We start from the raw sequence: 20,010 nt of genomic DNA, 5'->3' as shown, positions 1-20,010 counted from the left end.
CGCCGGGGATCGTGATCTGCGATTCCAGCGGTGGATCTGCTGCTGCCAGTCTGCCGGGACCCGCTCCACCGGCGTGGGAAATCCCTGGTCCTGGAGATGGCGTCGGTGGGCGTAGACGCGAGTGCCGGGTGTCAGGCTGCCTCGCTGGACACGGCCGGCGCGAGGTTCGACCGGTGGACGGCCGGCTCCGAGCCGGCCCGGCGGATCGGCGTGAACAGCCCGCTGATCGCGACCAGAAGGCACCCCGCGCCCGCGACCAGGGCGACCGCGGTGACGCTGTACCGGCCGGCGGCCCAGGTCAGCACCGCGGCGCCGGCCGGCCCGAGGGAGTAGTGCGTGCTCCAGAACGCCGACGTGACCCGGCCCAGCAGGTGGTCCGGCGTGATCTCCTGACGCAGCGACATCGAGCAGATCCCGCCCACACTGACGCCGCACAGGTACACCGCGGTGAGCACGGTGACGGCCGCGACGTTCCCGACGACCCCGATGCCCGCGATGGCCAGGCCGCAGGTCGAGAGCGCGCCGACCCAGGTGACACCGAAGCCACGCCGGCGGCGCAGCGGCGCCGCCAGCAGCGCCCCGGCGATCGTGCCCAGCGCCGCCAGCCCGAGCACCGTGCCCACCGTGCGGTCGGAGCCGCCGAGGTCGTGCTTGACGTGGTAAACGAGCACGTCGGTGAAGCCGTACGTCAGGAAGATGAAGATGGACAGCAGCACGGTCAGCGAGCGGAGCACGGGCTGACGCCAGAGGAACCGTGCGCCGGCCAGGAACTCGGCCAGGGGCTTCTCCCGGACCACCGGCTCGGCGGAATCCTCCACGGGCCGCCGGAGCCGGACCAGCCAGAGGCCGGCGGCCGACAGCGCGAAGCTGGCCGCGTTGATCGCGATGGCCGCGGTGGGGCCGAACCGGGCGGACACCACGCCAGCGAGCAGCGGCCCGGCCACGGCCGCCAGCGCGTACGTCGCCTGCAGACGCCCGTTGGCCTCGGTGATCCGGTCGCGGTCGACGAGGTTGCGCACCGCGGTCACCGCGGCGACCTGGAACACCATCCCGGCCGCTTCGCAGATCGGCAGCACGACGAAAAGCAGCCAGACCTGCGGGCCGGCGAGCCAGGCGAGCGGGATGAGGCTGTAGAGCACCAACCGGGCCAGGTCGGCGGCGATCATCAGGGTGCGCCGGTCGTACCGGTCGACCAGCACACCGCCGAAGACCCCCGCGCCGACGGAGGCGGCCCCGGCCACCGCCGTGAGCAGGCCCATCTGGGCGACCGACCCGGTCGCGTGCAGCACCAGCAGCGGCACCGCCAGGTAGGCGAACGCGTCGCCGGCGGCGGAGAGCGACTGCGCGATCCAGTACGTGCCGAAGTTGCGGTCACGCCACAGGGGCGCCCGGACCGGACCGACGCGTGCGCTCATGCCGGCGAGGGTAGTGCCCTGCCGCCGGACGCCCGGGCCCGGCCACGAACGGCGGTCACCACGTCATTCCGACCGGCGGCGCAGCGGACCGGGGTGGACGGACCAGAGGAGCCGGCGCCACCAGGGACGCGCCGCCCGGAGCGCGCCGACGTAGTCGCCGACCACCGCGGCCGCCCGGTCGGCCTGCTCGGGGGTGGCGGTACCGGGGGCGAAGGCGACCTGGTTGAGCAGGTCGGCCAACTCGTCCACCTGCCCAACCCGCGGCTCCACCTGGGTGCCCACCGTCCCGGCCGGTCCGCCGCCGCTCCCGCCCTCGGCGGTGTCCGCGACAGCGCCCGCCGGGACACCCGCCCGTCGGCCGGCCGCGTCGGCGAGGGCGCGGCGGGCGCGGGCGGCCACCTCGGTGGCGGCCAGGTCACCACCGACCGGATGCCCGGCCAGCCGCAGCGCGTCGGTCAGCTCCCGCCAGGCGCCGGCGATGCGCTGGCCGGGGTCGCCCCGCTCAAGCCGGGCCCGGGTCAGCGCCCGCCGCATCAACAGCAGGGTGAGCAGCAGCGCCACGACCAGCAGCACGGCACCGCCGGCCCCGCCGCCGACCAGCACCGGCGTCGGTACGCCACCGCCGGGCACCGGTGGGCCCGGCGCGGCCTCCGGCGCCGGCTCAGCGGTCGGCTCCAGGGTCGGCTCCGGCGCCTCCGACGGTGGCGGGTCGTCCGGCGTCGGGCGGAAGTCCTCCTCGACCGGCCGGGGTTCCTGGTCGGGGCGGGGCAGCGGGTCGAAGGGCACCCAGCCCAGCCCCTCGAAGAGCACCTCCGGCCAGGCGTACGCGTCGGCGGCGTGCACCGGGCCGTCGCCGGTGGACTCGAAGCCGACGACCACCCGGGTGGGCAGCCCGGTCAGCCGGCCCAGTACCGCGAACGCCGCGGCGAACTGCTCGGACGTGCCGCGCTGCCCGCCACCGTTGCGCGGTCCGAAGAGGAAGAAGTTCACATTCGGGTACGCGTGCCCGCTGGGCGCGTCCGCCACCAGCCGGTAGTGCTCGGCGAGGAACTGTTCCACGGCGGCGGCCCGCGCGTACGGCGCGCCGTTCTCCTCGGCCAGCTGGGTGGCGAGGCGGCGCACCGGCTCGGGCACCCCGTCGGCGACCCGCAGCACCCGGGCCACCTGATCGCCGGCCGGCACGTTCGCGGTGGCGAGCAGGTTCAGGTCGGGCTCCTCCCGCTGCGAGGTCACCGTGTAGCGCAGCCCCGGGCTGAGCCCCTCCGGCCGGATCAGCGTCCCGGTCGCCGGGTCGTACGCCACCCGCGCCCCGGTGACCTCGCGCGGGGTGGCGACGGCGGGCAGCAGCCGCCCGGTCAGGTCGGCGACGGTGATCTCCTGCCGTACCGTCTCGACGGTGCTGTCCGGGGCCGGCGCCGCCGCCGGCAGGATCCGGCCCGCGTTGCGGTAGGTCGCGCCGACCCGCCAGGTGACCCCGTCGTAGTCGCTGAGCACGGCCAGCCGGATCCGCACGGGGCTCTCTCCCGCCGGCGTGCCGGGTGCGCTGCCCGCCGGATCCCCGGTCGGCGCGGCTTCCGGCGCACCCGGCCGGTCGGTGCGCACGTCGAGCAGCTTCTGCTCCGGGTTCAGCGCCCAGCCGGAGATGCGGATCAGCGGATTCTCGTCCAGCGTCTCCACCTGCGGCGGTTCCACGTAGCGGCGCGGGTCCACCGGCCGGTCCTCGACCCGGGCGGCGACCAGCGGGCCGACCAGCGCGGCGAGCCCGACCACGACCGCCACCCCGGCGGCGGACGCGGCGGCCAGCCGGGCCCGGACGGCGGTGCGGACCGCCGGCGCGATCCCGGCCGCCGGGTCCGCGCCGGCCGGGGTGCCGTGCGCGGACACGGCGAGGCCGAGCACCGCGGCGGCCACCAGCGCCAGTGTCGGCCGGATCGCCGGGTCGGCGTTCGGGCCGACCACGTAGAGCGCGCCCGCGTAGAGCAGCAGGGGCGGCAGGTAACCGAGCAGCACCCGACCGGCCCGCAGCGCCACCTCCGCGCCGGCGAGCCCGGCCAGCCAGGCGGCGACCAGCGGCACCAGCACGGTGTCCGGGGTCGGCTCGACCGGGATCATCGCGGTCAGCAGCCGGGGGATGCCGTTGCGGGCGGCGTCCACCGCCACCTCGACGAACCCGCCGGGCAGCTCGGCCCGCGGCGCGGTCAGCCGCAGGGACCAGGCCGTCCACCCGGCCATCGCCAGCACCGAGAGCGGCGCGACCAGCCACGACGGCAGCCGGCGGGCCGCGACGCTGACCAGCACCGACCCGACGGCGGTGCCGAGCACCAGCCCGGTCAGCAGCCCTCCGGCGTAGACCCGGCCGAGCACCGCGCCGGCCAGCCCGATCATCGTGACCAGGGCCAGCGGCACCGGCACCGCCCGCAGCAGCGGGCTGACGCGCGCCGCCAGGCGCCCGTCCGGGCCCGGGGGCTGCGGCGGCCCGCCGGTGGTCGCATCGGCCGCGGGCGGGCCGGTCACGGTCACCACCGGCGCACCCCGTCCCACTCGGCGGCGAACGCGGCCCCGTCGGCCGCGTCCACGACCACCAGGCCGGCCGCGCCCGCCGGCGTCGGCTCCGCCGCCCCGAAGACCCCCACCACCACCGAGGGGTACGCGCCGCGCAGCGCGCCGACGTGCCCCAGGTCGTCCCGGCCGCCGGGGCCGGTGAGGAAGACCAGCGTGTCGCCGAGCCGGTCCTGCCGCAGCCGGTTCGTGGCGGCGCGCAGCGCGTCGTCGGCGGTGGTCAGCTGCGCCGCGGCGAGCCGGTCCAGCGGCCCGCCGCCGGCGAATCCGCCGCCGGGGGCGGGCGACTCCGGGGCGACGAACAGCAGCACCACCGGCAGGTCCTCCCGGAACGCGGCGGTCACGATCGACGCCGCCGCCTCGCAGCCGGACTCGAAGCTCTCGGCCACGCCGTCCGCCCGGTCGGGATGGGCGGTGGCCCGGTTGTCCAGCAGCACCACGAGCCGGGGCAGGCTGGTGTCCACGTTCTCCCGGACCATCAGCTCGCCCACCCGGGCGCTGGTGCGCCAGTGCACCCGGCGCAGCTCGTCGCCGACCACGTACTCCCGCAGCGAGTCGAAGGTGATCGAACCATGCGGAACCGCGTCCACCCGGCCGTCCAGGCTGCGCCCGGCCCCGGTCGGCACCGCGCTCAGCGGGTGGATCCGCGGGTGCACCCAGACCGGGACGGTCCCGCCGTACGGGCGGGCCACCAACACCAGCCCGAGCGGGTCGCGCCGGGTCACCCGCAGCGGCCCGACCGGCACCACGCCCCGGCGCCGGGTGGGCACGTCGTAGCGGACTGTGGTGTCCCGGCCGGGTCGCAGCCGCAGCAGCGGCACCGGCACCGCGCGGTCCCCGCACCGGTCCTCGGCCACCAGGCTCGCCGCCCGCAGCCGGCCGGTGTTGCGGACGGTCACCGTCATGCTCGCCGGCTCGCCCCGGGCCACCCGGTCCGGGTCGGCGCTGCGATCCACCTGAAGGCGGGGCCGCCAGGCCGCGGTCAGCACGGCGTAGCCGACCGCGCCGGCGGCCGCCGCGCCCAGCAGCGTCAACTCCGGGTACGCGAAGCGGAAGCCCGCCCCGAGCAGCACGACGGCGGCGACGAGCAGCCCGACCCCGCGGGCGGTGATCCCCACGCCGACCTGCCGGTCAGCCCTGCACCGGGGCCGGCTGGCCGGACGGCAGCGGCACCGGCACCGAGGCGACAGCCTGGCGCAGCACCTCGGCTGCGGTCACCCCGCGCACCTGCGCGTCCGGGCTGAGCAGCAGCCGGTGCGCGAAGACCGGCTCGGCCAGCGCCTTCAGGTCCTCCGGCATGATCCAGCCCCGCCCGTCGATCAGCGCGTACGCGCAGGCGGCCCGGGTCAGCGCGATCACTCCCCGGGGACTGACCCCGACCCGCACCTGCGGGTGGGTACGGGTGGCGGCGGCCAGCCGGACCGCGTACGCGTAGAGCGGCTCGGCGATGTGCACCCGGCGGGCCATCCGGACCATCTCCCCGACGGTCGCCGTGTCGGTGATCGCGGTGAGCGCCTCGGGGGAGCGGACCGTGGCCCCGCGCAGCACCTCGACCTCCACCGCCTCATCGGGATAGCCGACGGAGAGCTTCACCAGGAAGCGGTCCAGCTGGGCCTCCGGCAGCCGGTAGGTGCCGTCCATCTCGACCGGGTTCTGGGTCGCCACCACCAGGAACGGCTGCGGCACCGGGTGCCGGACGCCGTCGACGGTGACGGTGCGCTCCTCCATCACCTCCAGCAGCGCGGACTGGGTCTTCGGCGAGGCCCGGTTGATCTCGTCGGCGATGACGATGTTGGCGAACACCGGGCCCGGGTGGAACTCGAAGCCCCGGGTGGCCTGGTTGAAGATGGTCACCCCGGACACGTCCGAGGGGAGCAGGTCCGGGGTGAACTGGATCCGCCGCCACTGCCCCTTGACGGTCGCGGCGATGGCCCGGGCCAGGGTGGTCTTGCCGACGCCGGGCACGTCCTCCAGCAGCACGTGCCCCTGGGCGAAGAGCGCGGTCAGCGCCAGCCGGACCACCTGCGGCTTGCCCAGCACGACCGAGTTGACGTTCTCGGCCAGCCGCGCGGCGAGAGCGGCGAAGCCCTGCACCTCCGGCTGGGTGAGCGGCTCGTGGGTGTTCACGGTCGGTGGGCTCCTTGCCTGGGTGGGTCAGCAGGTGGGCAGGACGTTGATGGCGTCGCCGCCCTCCAGGTTGAGCCAGGCCCAGGGGATGTAGTTCTTCCCGCTGTACTCCACCTGCACCCACCAGGTGCTCGCCTTCTGGTTGTTGTAGATCCACGAGTCGACGTGCGCGCCGGACTTCTTGCAGTACGCCTTCAGCCGGGTCCCGGGCTTCGCCCAACCGACCTGGCGGTCGTTGTCCTGCCGGGTGACCGAGAAGATCTCGTTGCCGTTGCGGCCGCTGACGTCCTTGTCGCAGTACGTCCGCTGCTCGCCGTCCGGACCGTTGTTGCAGGTGGCGATCCCGTACAGGGCGTCGGTGGTCTGCGCGCGGGTGGCGGTGCCCTTGCCGGCGGCGTTGCTCGCGGTCACCGTGAAGGTGTACTTCGTGCCCGGGGTCAGGCCGCTCATCGTGATGCTGGAGCAGGCGCCGGTCTTCGCCGGCTCGCCGGGCGCGCTCAGCGAGCAGGACGCCTGGCCGCCGCCGGCGTCGACGGTGAACGTCACCGTCGCCGCGGTGGCGGTCGCCGACGAGCCGGTCACGGTGACCCGCGGCTCGGCCACCGTCCGCGCGGTGGCGGTCGCCTCCGGGCCGGGGCCGGCCTCGTTGACCGCCTTCACCTTGACCGTGACGTTCTGCCCGTTGCCGAGGCCGCTCACCGTCGTCCGGGTGTCGGTCACCTCGCTTGCGCGCCCGCCGACGTCGACCAGGTACTTCGTCACCGGCCGGCCGTTCGCCTCGGCCGGCGACCACTGCACCGCGACCGTGCCCGGCCGGTCGGCGACCGTGGTGGCCCGCAGCCCGACCGGCTGTCCCGGCGCCGCGAACGGCACCACCGTGTTGCTCACCGGCGACGCCGCCGAACCGGCGCCCTTGTCGTTGACCGCCACCACGGTGAACGCGTACTGCGTGCCGTACTCCAGCTCACCGGCCGGCACCACCAGCTCGGTCCTGCGCGACTCGCCGGCCGGGGCGTTGGCGCCCGCCGAGGTGGCGGTCACCACGTACTTCGCGATGGTGTTGCCCTGCCCGTTCGCCGCCGGCCAGCGCACCAGCACCGTGCCGTCCGGCCGCTCCTGCGCGGTGACACCGGCCGGTGGATCCGGCACCGCCGCGGTCGGGATGACCGGGTTGCTGGTCCGCGCCGGACCGGCGCCCTTGGCGTTCACCGCGTGCACCGAGAACCGGTACGTCTCGCCGTTGGTCAGGCCCTTGATCTCCACGGCCCGCTGGTTGGCGCCCACCTCGTGCCGCTGGCCGGCGCCCTCCACCACGTACCGGATGATCTGCGCGCCGTTGGCCGCGGCCGGCCGCCAGCTCACCCGGGCCTGCGCGTTGCCGGCGGCGGCGGTGACGCTGCGCGGCGCGCTCGGCTTGCCCACCTTGGGCTTCTTCGGCGGGGGCGGCGGCGGGGGAGCCGGCGGCGGGTCGCCGCCGAGCACGTCGTTGGCGTACTTGTCGACCTCGCGGACCTGGTGCTTGTCGTTCACCACCCGGGCGGTCGCCGAGTCGGGGGCGTTGATGAACAGGTGGTTCTCGCGGACCTCCAGCTCCAGCGGGCCGGTCGCCTTCCCCTGGATGGTGTCGACCAGCTGGCCGCCGGCGTCGAACGCGTAGACCGTGCCGGTCGCCTCGTCGGCGCAGTAGAACCGGCCGGCCCAGGCCACCGCGGGGCTGAGCCGGTCGCCGGTGCCGGGCACGGTGAACGCCTTCACCTCGCCACCGGCGCTGACCGCGTGCACCTTCCGCTCGTCGGCCACGGTCACTGGCACGACCGGCCCGCTGGTGCGCGCCGGCAGCGCGCCGGGGGCGGTCATCGTCAGCGGGACCTTCCGGACCTCACCGCGCTGCACCCGCACCAGCATCCCCGCCGTCCGGTCGAGCACCGCCACGCCGTCGTCCAGGGTGGAGACGACCAGCTCGTGGCTTGCCTCCGCGACGTCGTACGTCTCCACCTGCTTCGGGCTCAGCCCGGCGCCGGCCGGTGCGGCCGAGGCCGGCGCGGACGGCAGCGTCGCGGCGGTGATCGCCGAGACGGTGCCCTCGCTCGGCACCGCGATCCAGAGCCGGCCCTCGCCGTCGAACGACCCGCCGGTGATGCCCGGCGGGTAGCGCACCGGCTCGCCGACCGGGGCCAGTGAACGCGGGTCGAGCTGGCGGACCACGCCCTGCACCGCGTCGACGACGAACGCCGCGTCCTCGTGCAACGCGACGTTGACGCCCAGGCCGGGGGTGGTGCGGGTGGTCGCGGTGATCTGCAGGGTGGCCAGGTCCAGCGAGCTGACCTGGCCGGTGTTCAGGTCGCGCAGGATCAGCAGCCGGTCGGTCTGGGCGACCTGCATCGGGTGCCGTCGGGTGCCGGGGACCTCCACCCGGGTGTCCACCCGGGCGGTGACCCCGTTGACCCGGGCCATCTCGCCGCGCGCGGCGCTCCACAGCCAGGAACTCGCGTCGTAGCTGGCCACCGCATTGTCGGCGGTGCCCAGGCCGAGCACGGTCAACCCCATGGCGGCGAGCAGCGCGGCCACCGTCGCGATCGTGACCAGCCCGCCCCGGAAACGCGAGCGGGGGCGGGCCGCGTCGGTCCCGGCGGGCACGGCGGCGTCGATGGTGGCCACAGCCCGGTGCCTCCCCTGTCGTCCTGGCAGGTGGCGCGCCTGTCGGCGACCCCTCCCCCTGAGCCGGGTGCCATCATATGGCCCGGTCGAGGACGGGGGAACCCGCACCGTCCCGCTGTGGACACCCAGCGTGCTCGCGGGCCGTGTGGACGGTCAGCGCGGCGCGGCGCCGCCCTCCCGGTCCGTGCAGACCTGCCCAGAGGTGGCGAACGAATCGGTGGAGTAGACCGCCAGCACGGTGAAGCAGTAGTCCACCCGGGAGTTCAACCCGTTGACCGTGTAGCTGGTCTGCCCCGGGTCCACCCTGGCCATCACGCCCAGCGACTGCCCGACCCGGCCGCCGGCCACCATGAACGGCGCCGCGCCCCTGGACGGGTCCGTCCAGGTCAGGGTGATGGTGGCCGAATCGTCGCGCAGCTTCAGGTCGGTCGGCGGCGGGCCGGTCGCGGTTGCCGCGGTCGGCGCCGGCGAGGCCGGACCGGCCGGTGGCGCGGCGTCCCGGCCGAGCACCAGCGCGCCCACCCCGGCGACCGCCGCCACCGCCAGCACCGCGGCGACCACCGCGACGATCACCGCCGTCCGGCTGCGGCCGCCCGACTCCGGCTCCTCTAGGGAGTACGCCGGCAGCTGGGTCGGCGGGTACGCCTGCTGGTGCGGGTACGCCGACACCGGCGGCGCGGCCGTGCCGGCGGAGTCGGGCGAGGGTGCCGGTTCCGGGGCCGGTTCGAGCCGCGGCTGGTCCAGGTCGAGGTCCACGTAGGCCGGTTCGTCCCCGTCCTCGTCGTCGTCCGTCGACTCGTCCGGCTCGGGCTCCGGGTCCGCGACCGGAGCGGCCAGCGGCTGCGGCGGCGCCATGCTGCCCCACGGCGGCGCGGTCATCCCCCACGGTGGCACCGGCGGCGCGCTGACCGGCGGCGGCGCCACGGGCGGCCCGCTCACCGGGTGCGGAGGCCCGGGCGGTGCGCTGACCGGCTGCGGTGGGACCGGGTACGCCGGGGACGGCGCTCCGCTGACCGGTGGCGGCACCAGCGGCACGCCACTGACCGGGTACCGGGGCGCCGGCGGCGTGCTGACCGGCTGCGCTGGGGCCGGCGGGTTGGCCGGGTACGCCGGGTTCGGTGGCCCGCTGACCGGGTGTGCCGGCGGCGGGACGACCGGGTGCGCCTGCGGCGGGAGGACCGGCTGTCCCGGCCCGGGGGGCGCGCTGATCGGCGGGCCGCTGACCGGGTGCGGGTGGACCGGTGGCGGGATGGCCGGCGCGGTCGGCGGCGCGCTGATCGGTGGTCCGCTGACCGGGTGCGGGGGTGCCGGGGGTGCGCTGACCGGCGGTGCCGGGGGAGTGCTCATCGCTGGCGAGCCGACCGGCGCGGTCGGCGGCGCACTGACCGGATGAGCGGGCGGCGCACTGACCGGGTGGGCGGGCGGCGCACTGACCGGGGCCGCCGAGGCCGCGCTCACCGGCGCGGCCGACGGCGGTGGGCTGACCGGCCGTGTGGGCGGAACACTCGGCGTCTGCGGCCGGGTCGCCACGGGTGGCGTGCCGACCCGGGCCACCTCCTCGGCCAGCAGCGGTCCGATCTGCTGGACCTGCACGGTCGGCTTGTCCCACCCCGGTGCGGGGATCGGGGGCGGTTCCGGCAGTTGCCGTGCCGGGGCGGACGGAGCAGGCTCCTCGGCTGTCCGCTGCCGTGGCGGCCCTACCGGCTCGGGCCGAGCGGTGACCACCGGCGAACCGGCCGGGGCCGGCGGGCCGGCGGCCGCGGGCGGCACCGAGACCGGCCGGACGGGTTCGCTGGACTGCGGCGTGGCAGGCGGCGCCGAAACCGGCGGTGCCGCAGGGGCGGAGTGCGGCGTCGCGGGTGGTGCCGGGACCGGCGTTGCCGGACCGGTGGACCGCGGCGCGGCGGGCGGTGCCCAGACCTGGCGAGCCTGGTCCGCCGGCGGCGGTGCCGGGACCGGCCGGGCCGGACCGGTGAACTGCTGAGCCGGGACCTGCGGGGCGGCGAGCGGTCGGGCCGGAACTTGCCTGGCGGCGTCGGTGGGCGGTTGCGCCGGGGCCCACGGCGACTGCCGCGGGGCCGGCACGGCCGGGCCGTCGGAACGCTGCGGAGGGGCGGGCGGCCGCGGAAGCTGCTGTGGTCCGGCCCCGCCGACCGTCATCGGCGCGGTGGTGCCCGCGCTGGCCGCCGAGACGGGTGGAGCCGGGGGCGCGGGGATGCGCGGCGGCGGCGGGACGGGCGGAGCCGCCGGTGCGGTCGGTGCGTGAGCCGCGGCGGTGCGCGCCGGCGGGGGAGGCGTCCGCGGTGCCGGCGCGGTCGGCGGCGGAGGGGGGACCGGCATCGCGGCGCTGGCGCGTGCCGGCGGGACCGGCGACGACGCAGCGAGGGTATCCGGCAACGGCGGTGGAGGCGGTACAGGTGGGTTCGGCGGAACCGGTGCCGCCGTACCGCCGGTCTGGCCGGTCGGAGGCACCGGCGGGGCCTGCGATGGGCCCGGCGGAGCCGGCGGCGCCGGGCGGGACAGGTGGGGCGGGGGCGGCGGGGGTGTGGCGTGGGCCGGTGCCGACTGCGCGCCGGCCTGGTGGTGCGCCGGCGGCGCGGGCGGGGCCGGGCGCGGCGGAGTCGGGATAGCCGGGCCGGCGGCGGGCGGTGCCGGGGGCGTGGCGGCGAGCGGCGGGAGCGGGACGACCGGGGCGGAGCGCGTCGGCGGCGGAGGCGGCGTGACCGTGGCTCGGGGCGCAACCGGAGGCGGAGGGGGCACCGGCGGCACCGGGGCGGACGCCGGGTGCGCGGCGGGCGCCTGCGGCGGGCGTGCGGCGGCCGTCGAGCCGCCGTACGGCTGGTCGGTGGCGGGAATGGTGGTCAGCGACACGGTCGGCTCGGTGAGCGCCGCCGGGCCGGGCCGGCCGCCCGGGCCGGTCTGGCCGGCGGCGGGGGCGGGGGGCTGAGGGGCGGGAGCGGCGTCGCCGAGGTACTGCCGGGCGGTGCGTACGGCCGGGTGGTCGGCACCGAGCACGGCGGGCCCGGCGGTGGCGACGCGGAGGTAGTTACGGCGGGCTTCGTGCCGATTGCCCAGTTCGTCCGCTACCCCGGCCAGCTCGAACGACAGCGCCAGCATCAGCGGCTCGGCGTGCGACCAGCGGCGCTCGCCCGCGGCGAACGCCTCCTCGAGCACCCGGCGGGCGGCACCCGGGTCGTCCGCCTCCCGGTGCAGCCGAGCCAGCAGGTGCGCCGTGTTGAGCACGTCCGGGTGGTCTTCGCCGTACGCCGGCCGGGCGGACCCGATGGCGTCGGTGAGCATCCGGCGGGCGGCGGTGAGATCGCCCGCGGCGCGCAACGCGAGGGCCCTCTGCTGGACGACGGCCAGGGAAGCGGGATGGGACACGTGGCCATGCTGCCGGTAGACGGCGGCCGGACGCTACCCGGGCGCGTGGGCCCACCCCTTTCCGGTGCCCGCGGAGGCCGGCTGAGCTGGGCGCGGAGGGCTCCGGCCGGAGGGGCGTAAGCCGATGTGCATGATCCACCCCGGCCGTGTACAGTAACTCCCCGTGCGGCCCGCCGGGCGGCCGAACGGGTGACGGGCTCACCCCGGCCGGCGCGGTAGGCTGGACGATGCAAGTCCGGGTGGCGGAATGGCAGACGCGCTAGCTTGAGGTGCTAGTGCCCGTATAGGGCGTGGGGGTTCAAGTCCCCCCTCGGACACAGATTTTCCGCATTGGTGCGCACTTTGAGTGCGCATGCACTGATACTACAGTCCGCTGGCCACGGCAGCGGAGCGCGCACCGCGTGAGCATGTGCTCCGCAACCATCCGCTGGTCATCGACGGCGCAGTTCCGACCGGCTCTATCACCGCCCCCGGTTGGGGTTGGCCTGTACCGGCTCGTCGGTGGAGCCAGGCCCGGCGATTGCCGCGCCGCCGTGCACCTTGGCCAGCAGCCACCTGAGTCAGATCATCAGCGCGTCTCGGGCGGGAGCCCCTTGATCGAGGAACGGGTCCACGCTGGCGTCGATCCCGGTCGCGTGCGCAGGTCCGTGCCCCGGGTGGAGCCCGTACAACATCGGAACGGCGGCACGACCACGTCGATCACGAACTCGGCGATGGCCGGCGTGCCGTCCGGGCAGACCTCGATACCCTTGGTACGGTCCGGTGTGATAGCTGAGGCGCCGGCTGCCGCAGGCTTCTGCAGGCCGGTGACCTCGCCCGTGGCCTGACGGCAGGGATGACGGCTGCGATCGATGGGTGCGGCTCAGTAGCGATCGGGCCACCGATGCTGGCGCCGGCTTCGACACACAGGGGGGATCCCGTGAGACTCTCGCGGGTGCGCATCGTCAACCATGCCCGAGTTCCGGACCTCGACTTCGAGGTCCGGCGTCATCTCGTGCTCGTGGGTACGAACGCCGTAGGCAAGACCACCGTCATACGAGCCCTGAACGCGCTGCTGAAGGCTTCAACGAGCCAGCTGCACGCTTGGTTCGGGCCGGACATGCTTCGGGACCAGGCTGCGCCGCTGGTCGTCGAGGCGACACTGACCGGTCTCGACAACGAGGACAAGGGATGGTTCGCCGACGACGTCGAGGTGCTGACGACCCCGGCGGGGCCGCAGATGCAGCTGACAATCCGGCTCACCGTCACCCTCGACCAGATCGATCCCGAGCTGAAGACGGTCCAGCGGGAGTTCGTCAAGGTGGCCGTGGCCCGGCCGGTCCGCCCCAACCAGCTTTCCGCGATCGGCTGGAGCTACTTGCCCGCCGACCGGTCCGCCAACCGCGAACTCGGTGGCGGGCGTACCGGCACCGCCCGGGCGCTGCTCGCCGAGGTGGATCTCGGCAGCGAAGCGGCCGACCTGCGGACCGCGCTGGGGCAGTACCAGACGGTCCTGGACAAAGCCAGCGCACTGGTCACCTTGCGGGAGAGCATCGCGACCGCACTGTCGGCCGTGTACCCCCGCCAGGTCGACCGCGACGACATGTCCGTGCAGTTGCGCGACGTCGACGGCGAAGCGCTGCTCGGCGATGTGGACATCCACATCCGCACCGATCGTGGCCCCGTCCGGCTGCACCAGCAGTCCGACGGCCTCCGCGCACTGACCACGATCGCGCTGCACCAGGTCCACCGTCGCGCCGCGCGGATCGTGGCGGTCGACGAGCCCGAAGTTCACCTGCACCCGCGTGCTCAGGCCCGTATCGGCGCGGTCCTGGCCGAGGTGCCGCAGGCGATCCTGGCCACCCAGTCTCCACAAGTGCTCGCCGCGTTCCGGCCGTCTGAGATCGTCGCCTTCGCCCCGGACGGCACGATCCGCCAAGTGCCCCTCAACCTTGACGAGGACTGGAAGTTCCGCCAGCACTCGTGGCTGGACACCACGCTGGAACCGCTGACCGCCCGCGCGCTTGTGGCGGTGGAGGGCATCTCCGATCGAGTCCTCCTGCACGCCCTCGCTCGTGCTTCCGCCCTGGACCTGGATCAGGCGGGCATCAGCGTGGTCGTCGTCAACGGCGCCACCAACTTCGGTCCCCCGCTCAGGCTGTTCGGTCCGGCCGGGTTCAACATCGCCATGCTCACCCTCGTCGACGAAGCCGAGGCCGCGATCGTCGCTGGCGTGCTCGGCTGCGCCGTCGCCGACCTTGATAAGCACAACGTCCTGATCAGCCGGACCGACCTGGAGGACGAGTACGTCCGCGGCCTGGGTGCTCCGCGCGTCCTCGACGCGCTGGAGGCGTCGGGGATGTATGACCGGCGGGCAATCGTGGGCGCGTGCCGGGTTTCCGACGAGAAGGACATTACCGAGCAGTCGCTGGCCAAGTGGTGCCGCCAGGGAAAGATCAAGGTCGCCGCCGCGCTCGCCACCCAGATCACCGCCGCGGATGCAGCGGCCATCCCAGTGATCGTCGACCTGATGAAAAGGCTACGGGCACTATGACCGCGACACCCCGCCCTCGGGAATCCGACGACGCGGACGAGGTTCGCCTGCCGGTGGGCGAGGTGCTACTGCTCGCCGCGCCGGGCTGCGGCAAAACCGAACGCCTGGCCCAGCACGCCGCCGAGATGGTCCGCACCGGCGAGGTGCGCCAACCCCATCAGATCCTTGTGCTGACGTTCGCCAAACGGGCGCGGACGAACCTGGACAGCCGGATCCGCACGCACCTCGGTCCGGTGGCTGCGCGCCGCCACGTCGACGTGGTCACGTTCCACTCGTTCGCCCACCGGCTGTTCCGCAACCACGGCACCACCATCGGCGGGAACCCGCTGCTCCTCGCCCCGCAAGACGGATGGCTGAAAGAGCTGTGCCGCACCACCGCCCGCGTGCATGGCGTCAAGGTGGACGTGCTCACGGCCGCGTTGGTGGCCGCCAAGCGCGCCCTCATCACCGACGAGGAGGTCCATGCCCGGTTGGGCGCCTGCGGGCTGCCGGCGGCGATGGCCTACCAGGAGCGCCTGGACGCCGAGGGCCGACTCGACTTTGACGACGTACTGCGCTATGGCGTCCGGCTGCTGGCGCTGCCAGCCATTCTCGACCTGTACCGGGCCCGGTACACCGCAGTGCTCGTCGACGAAGCACAGGACCTGAACCCCTTGCAGTACCTCATGGTCCATGAACTCGGCCGCGGCAAGATAGTCTTCGGCGGCGACCAAGCGCAGGGCATCTTCCGATTCGCCGGGGCCGACCCCGACTGGGTGTTCGCCCAGATCCGCGCCCGTAACCCAACCGTTGTACGGCTGGACTGCTCGCACCGCTCATCACCCGCCGTCCTGCGCGCCGTCAGCTCTCTCGCGACGGAACTCGGCGGGCAGCCGCTGGAGTGCGCCGAGCCCGACAAGTGGCAGGGCCGCGGGCGGGTCGCGATCCTTCGGTCACCCGACGTGTACGCCGAGGCCAACGCGGTGATCAACCAGGTCCAGACCTGGCTGGCCGAGGACCCGACGGCAAGCATCGGAGTGATGGCCCGCGCCGGCACACGCCGCGCCTACGTCGACCAGGCTGTCCGCACCGCCGGGATCGCGGCCGAGATCTGGGACGACCCGATGTACTCCGCCCGCGTTGTCGAGCTACTGCGCACCCACGCCCCGGCCGCCATCGCCGCCGCAGATACCGACCAATCCCGCATCGACGAGCTGCAGCGCCGCTGCCACGAAGCCGTCGACCCCGACGACCTGGACCTACGCGACGACATCACCTCCGCCTGCGTGGCCCTACACGAACGCACCGACGAGACCCCGCTGACCGACTCACTTGCCGCCATCCGCGTCGCCGGCGACCCGGACCTGCCCACCGGCGCCGGACTGCACCTGCTCAGCGGCCACTCAGGCAAGGGCCAGCAGTTCATGAAGGTCATCATCGTGGGACTGGAGGAGGCGTTCATGCCCCACTACGCCGCCATCAAATCCAACGACCCGAACCAGATCCGCGACGAACTCGCAGTCCTTCATGTCATGGCGTCCAGGGCACGGGAGGACCTCCTCGTCACCGTCGCCGCCGACGTACCCAACTGGCGCGGCGAACCTCTCCGACGCGACCCGTCGCGGTGGCTACCGTTGATCGAAGCCGTCACCACGGACCCACATCAGGACGAGCAGAGCGGCACGCCGGTGCCCCAGCTGATCGGAGCGCCGACATAGCCGTCACCGCCACACTCGCAACGATCCACGTCGGTGCGCTACGATCATCCACCTGCCTACCCAGCCCTGTTGCGCCTCAGCTACGTTCGTTTGCGCCGCCGAAGCTCGTCCTCGCTCCCGCTTTTCCATAACCGGCGCCAGCCAATCGATTTAGTGCGTAGATTTCCTCGTTCGGCGCCGAGAACCCGCAGGTCAATGCGCCTGACAGCAATCAAGATTCTCCATTGTGAGCCAGGTCAGGTCCGACGTCTATTGGGGAGCCTTCACTGCGCGTAGGTGGTTATGGACCTGGTTGAGCAGGCGCATAGCCGATTTCGGGGAAGCACCGTGCCGGATCAGAAGAGTGCTTCCGTGGCGTGGTAGGCGCGGTTCGGGCGCTCGTCTTCGCCGCGCCGCGTCTTCATGGCCAGAACGACTTCCCGCGTCTGGGATCGCTGGGCGGCGACCTCCAGTACGGCCTCGCTTCCTGCCCTGGTGGTGCCAGCGAACCCGCGGCGGACTAGTGCGACGAAGACATCTCGGGGAAGGTATCGGGTGTTGCCGTAGGTGACCTCAAACCCGGTGCGAGAACCGGTACGTAGGCTCCCATCCGCGATGGCGCGTTGAAGGTAGTCGGCGGGTACGTACATGCCCTTGAGTACGAATGGGTCGCCGGGGGTGAAGTCCCGGTCGCGGACGAACTTGAACCAGAACGGGCTGGGCACCATGCGCCAGTCCCGGGAGTTGACCGGCTCGTTCAAGCCGATGTCCATCCGCTGCAGTTGTTCCTCGAGCTCCGCCTGGCCGGTGTACGCCCACCGCTCCGTGCCTGTGTCTCGGCCGGTGGCGCGCAGGGGCATGCGTTTGTACTGCAGAGTGTGAAGATGTGTGCGAGCTCGTCGTAGTAGATGAGGTCGACGCCCAGGGCTTTCTCCAGGGGTTTGCGGTTGACGTTGGTGATGGTCAGCGCGAACTGGTCGTCGGTGAATCGGGCGATGCTGGAGCTTCGCATCTGTAGTTGACCGTGGGGGTCGAAGCGGCGCAGGTCCTCGGCGAGCAGGTAGTCCTCGTTGTCGGCCACCGACAACGGGTTGCCCGTGAGGTACAGCGGGTTGAACGTGGCGCCGAACGCCTCGCCGGGGTTGAGCCCGTCGCCCGGGGTGTACAGCAGGTCGTCGGGCGCCGGCACGCCGGAGATGTCGATCGCCAGTGAGACGGCGTCACGCTCTTCACGCAACCGAGCAGCGTGCGGCCCGGTCAGCGGCTCGTCGGCCTCATGCAGCGCCGTGATCCACTGCCCGGCTGCGGGTGAGAGGTGGTGCAGCGCGGCGACCACGGCGGCACCGGCTTGCGGAGGCAGCCGTGCCGGATCGAGGGGATGGGGCAGCCGGCTCCGCAGGTCGAGGCGTCGCTTCACGTCTGGCGGTAGCGCCGCCTGCAGGCGCTTGACCGGCACTGGTTCGGGAAGGCGGAACACCGGCGTGATCGAGGTGCGGTCCTTGCCAGTCGCTACCTGCTGTGAGCGACGGGCGAGGCCGATGAGTACCACAGCGCCGGCCTCGTCGGTGTCGTCACCGGCGAAGCCGATGCCCAGCATGAGGGCACCGGGTTTCGGCCGGCTGTGCCGGTAGAACACGTCCGTTACCCGGGTCGAGGCACGCCGCTGATCCTCGTCGGTTATGACCTCATCAAGCGCCCACATGATCACATCGCGTGCCGGCATACGCATAGCCTGCCAGCTATTTTTGCCCAGGGCAGCCTTCGGCGGTCGTGGAGGTCTTCAAGGGTTCAGGCGTCATCCTCGGGTTCCAGGAAGCCGAAGCCTGCGGCCATGTGCCGCAGCGCGTCGCTGACGAGGTCGTCGACCTGCATCGGCGGCACTGGCGCAGAGGTGACGGCGATCGACATGCGGGGAAGCGAGTCTCGGGTGGGTTCGCCGAGCGTGGTCAGGTCGATCAGTTCCTGCAGGTCGCGGATGTGGCCGTGAGTCGGCGTGTTGGCGTGCTCGGCTTGTAGGTGCAGTTCGGTGATGGCTGGTCCGGCCGGAGCCTGGTCCTGCGGCTTCGCGGTCACGGCGAGCGGAAGGTCATGATGTGCTGTGGTCCAGGCTGCCGTGAAGAAGCGGTGTAGATCGTTGAGACTCAGGCGGGGGACCGCGTCGCTTGGTGTCCTGCCTGATGACGGGAAGGCGGTGACGTCGATCCGTAGATCAACGAGGGCGACGATGGTGGGCTGCAGGCCGTCGGGCAGCTGGAACCGTGCCCACAGGGCCAGGGCTGTGCGTTCGGACTCGCCGGCGAGGCGGAGGCGGTAGCTGGCGAAGCGCTGGTCGTTGTAGCCCTCGTCGGACGGGGTGCGTTCCCAGCTTCCAATTTCGGTGGACAGGCCCATGCGCCGGGCCAAGGCTGCCGCGAGCTCGGGTAGCGGACCGGCGGTCAGGGCGCCATGCAGTCGCTTACGGCCCGCCGTGCCGATGGCCCGTTCGGTGTGCTGCCAGAGCAGTCGTGCAGCGCACCGTAGCCGCAGGTCCATGCGGTTGGCGGTGGAGGTCCACCGGTCCTGCTCGCGCGTCTCGAAGCTGAAGCGTAGCTGTGGTTGCCACCGCCACGAACCGTCGTCGCGGCGCACGAGTTCGCCCGGCCCCCACAGGCCCCCGTCAAGGGTGACCCTGCGAGTAGTGCCGTCGATGAACGCCGGCGACGCGGACCGAACAGGGTAGCCGACGTCGGTGAGCTGTCCCGGACTGGCCGCCCGCAGCGCATCCCAGATGGCGGCGTCCATGGCGACTGGGTCGTGCCCGGCCCGAGCGCAGATTACCGCCTCGGGCTGACCGGAGCTGCCGCGGAAATGTTGCACCCAGCCAGGACCGTCGTCGTAGACCTCACTGGTGGGCTCTCCGAGAACTCGCTGGCCGTCGGCTGCCTGGTAGGCCGCTCGGAACGCCCGCTCGTTGCCCGGCGTTCCCTGGCCGACCTGAATGGTGAGCGGGCGGAGTGCGTCATCGATGCGGCCCAACGTGGTGAAGGTTCTGGCAAGCACGTCTGCTGGCGAGATGAGGTGGGAGAAGCTCTGCCGTACCCCGGGATAGGCGTCGAGGTACATCGACAGCGTGTTGGCCTCCCACAGGGCGACGTCCTTGAGGCCGAGCCGATCGGCGTAGCCGCGCAGCAGCACACGTACCCGGTCGATGCCACCAGTGGAAGGCGAACTGGACAGTCGCACGTTCGTGGCGATGATCAGATACTCCGGGTGCCGACCCGCACTCACCCGTTGGCGGCTGGGATCGAGCCAGGCATTGAGCTCACGTGTGATCTGCTGGCAGAGCCAATCGGCGTCCTTGCTGCCGAGCCCGACACGGCGATATTTCGCCTGCAGCACCCCGTAGCCGTCCCACGGACCGTCAGCCCCGACGTAGGAGAGTGGCCCCTCGAAGGTCGCCTCGCGCCCTCCATCGGGACCGTCACCGAACGCCTGAATACCGACTCCGAGGACATGGACCGCCAGTGCCCGGCATAGGTCCTCGAAGGGCCGCTCGCCCAGCCGGCTCAACTCGTGCATCACTGGACCATCATGGGCCCTAGCCTCGGTCTTTCACGGTGTCCGTGATCTTGAGGGTTGAGAAGGCTCGGTAGAGACGGCGAAGTGCCTGCCGCGTAAG

Annotated in this window: 11 protein-coding genes and 1 tRNA gene; 3 read left to right on the top strand and 9 right to left on the bottom strand. The window is 73.4% G+C overall.

Annotated elements, in window-relative coordinates; all coding sequences use genetic code 11:
* Positions 1-131: 131 nt before the first annotated feature.
* The 6 genes from ACVCAH_RS12405 to ACVCAH_RS12380 form a co-directional block, all read right to left on the bottom strand.
* Positions 132-1,415 carry an MFS transporter gene (locus ACVCAH_RS12405; RefSeq protein ID WP_447136242.1) on the bottom strand — a complete coding sequence of 428 codons (1,284 nt, stop codon included), beginning with the start codon at positions 1,413-1,415 and terminating at the stop codon, positions 132-134.
* Positions 1,416-1,478: 63 nt separating this feature from the next.
* Positions 1,479-3,956: a DUF3488 and transglutaminase-like domain-containing protein gene (locus tag ACVCAH_RS12400; RefSeq protein ID WP_447136241.1), complete on the bottom strand. Its 2,478-nt coding sequence runs from the start codon at positions 3,954-3,956 to the stop codon at positions 1,479-1,481.
* On the bottom strand, positions 3,932-5,092 hold the full coding sequence (locus ACVCAH_RS12395) for a DUF58 domain-containing protein (RefSeq protein WP_447136240.1): 1,161 nt from the start codon (positions 5,090-5,092) through the stop codon (positions 3,932-3,934). The genes ACVCAH_RS12400 and ACVCAH_RS12395 overlap by 25 nt, the downstream gene beginning before the upstream one ends.
* Positions 5,093-5,105: 13 nt before the next feature.
* Positions 5,106-6,101, bottom strand: coding sequence for an AAA family ATPase (locus tag ACVCAH_RS12390; RefSeq protein WP_447136239.1), 996 nt, complete (start codon positions 6,099-6,101; stop codon positions 5,106-5,108).
* A 27-nt stretch (positions 6,102-6,128) separates the two neighbouring features.
* On the bottom strand, positions 6,129-8,759 hold the full coding sequence (locus ACVCAH_RS12385; protein ID WP_447136238.1) for a fibronectin type III domain-containing protein: 2,631 nt from the start codon (positions 8,757-8,759) through the stop codon (positions 6,129-6,131).
* A gap of 153 nt (positions 8,760-8,912) precedes the next feature.
* On the bottom strand, positions 8,913-12,143 hold the full coding sequence (locus tag ACVCAH_RS12380) for a tetratricopeptide repeat protein (RefSeq protein WP_447136237.1): 3,231 nt from the start codon (positions 12,141-12,143) through the stop codon (positions 8,913-8,915).
* A gap of 233 nt (positions 12,144-12,376) precedes the next feature.
* On the opposite strand from ACVCAH_RS12380, the gene ACVCAH_RS12375 reads away from it, so the two are divergent.
* The 3 genes from ACVCAH_RS12375 to ACVCAH_RS12365 all read left to right on the top strand — a co-directional run bounded on the left by ACVCAH_RS12375 (position 12,377) and on the right by ACVCAH_RS12365 (position 16,373).
* A tRNA-Leu gene (locus ACVCAH_RS12375) sits at positions 12,377-12,460 on the top strand.
* A gap of 617 nt (positions 12,461-13,077) precedes the next feature.
* On the top strand, positions 13,078-14,676 hold the full coding sequence (locus ACVCAH_RS12370; protein WP_447136236.1) for an ATP-dependent nuclease: 1,599 nt from the start codon (positions 13,078-13,080) through the stop codon (positions 14,674-14,676).
* Complete coding sequence (locus ACVCAH_RS12365) at positions 14,673-16,373, top strand: UvrD-helicase domain-containing protein (protein ID WP_447136383.1); 1,701 nt, start codon at positions 14,673-14,675, stop codon at positions 16,371-16,373. Before ACVCAH_RS12370 ends, ACVCAH_RS12365 begins: the two co-directional genes overlap by 4 nt.
* A 335-nt stretch (positions 16,374-16,708) precedes the next feature.
* Here the strand turns inward: ACVCAH_RS12365 and ACVCAH_RS12360 are convergent, their stop codons facing one another.
* From ACVCAH_RS12360 to ACVCAH_RS12350, 3 genes are all read right to left on the bottom strand, one after another.
* Positions 16,709-17,125: a hypothetical protein gene (locus ACVCAH_RS12360; RefSeq protein WP_447136235.1), complete on the bottom strand. Its 417-nt coding sequence runs from the start codon at positions 17,123-17,125 to the stop codon at positions 16,709-16,711.
* The gene (locus tag ACVCAH_RS12355) at positions 17,110-18,075 is read right to left on the bottom strand and encodes a hypothetical protein (RefSeq protein ID WP_447136234.1); all 966 of its coding nucleotides are present in this window, start codon (positions 18,073-18,075) and stop codon (positions 17,110-17,112) included. Before ACVCAH_RS12355 ends, ACVCAH_RS12360 begins: the two co-directional genes overlap by 16 nt.
* A 65-nt stretch (positions 18,076-18,140) precedes the next feature.
* Positions 18,141-19,913 (bottom strand): hypothetical protein, encoded by a 1,773-nt coding sequence (locus tag ACVCAH_RS12350; RefSeq protein ID WP_447136233.1) that lies wholly within the window; start codon positions 19,911-19,913, stop codon positions 18,141-18,143.
* Positions 19,914-20,010: the final 97 nt, after the last annotated feature.

Source organism: Micromonospora sp. LZ34 (assembly GCF_052981855.1).
The sequence above is the reverse complement of the archived record's forward strand: the minus strand, read 5'-3'. Positions and strand labels throughout refer to the sequence as shown.

Coding starts and splice junctions, on each gene's coding strand:
- ACVCAH_RS12405 (WP_447136242.1), bottom strand. CDS start 1,415: ATGAGCGCACGCGTCGGTCCGGTCCGGGCGCCCCTGTGGCGTGACCGC.
- ACVCAH_RS12365 (WP_447136383.1), top strand. CDS start 14,673: ATGACCGCGACACCCCGCCCTCGGGAATCCGACGACGCGGACGAGGTT.
- ACVCAH_RS12360 (WP_447136235.1), bottom strand. CDS start 17,125: ATGGACATCGGCTTGAACGAGCCGGTCAACTCCCGGGACTGGCGCATG.
- ACVCAH_RS12355 (WP_447136234.1), bottom strand. CDS start 18,075: ATGCCGGCACGCGATGTGATCATGTGGGCGCTTGATGAGGTCATAACC.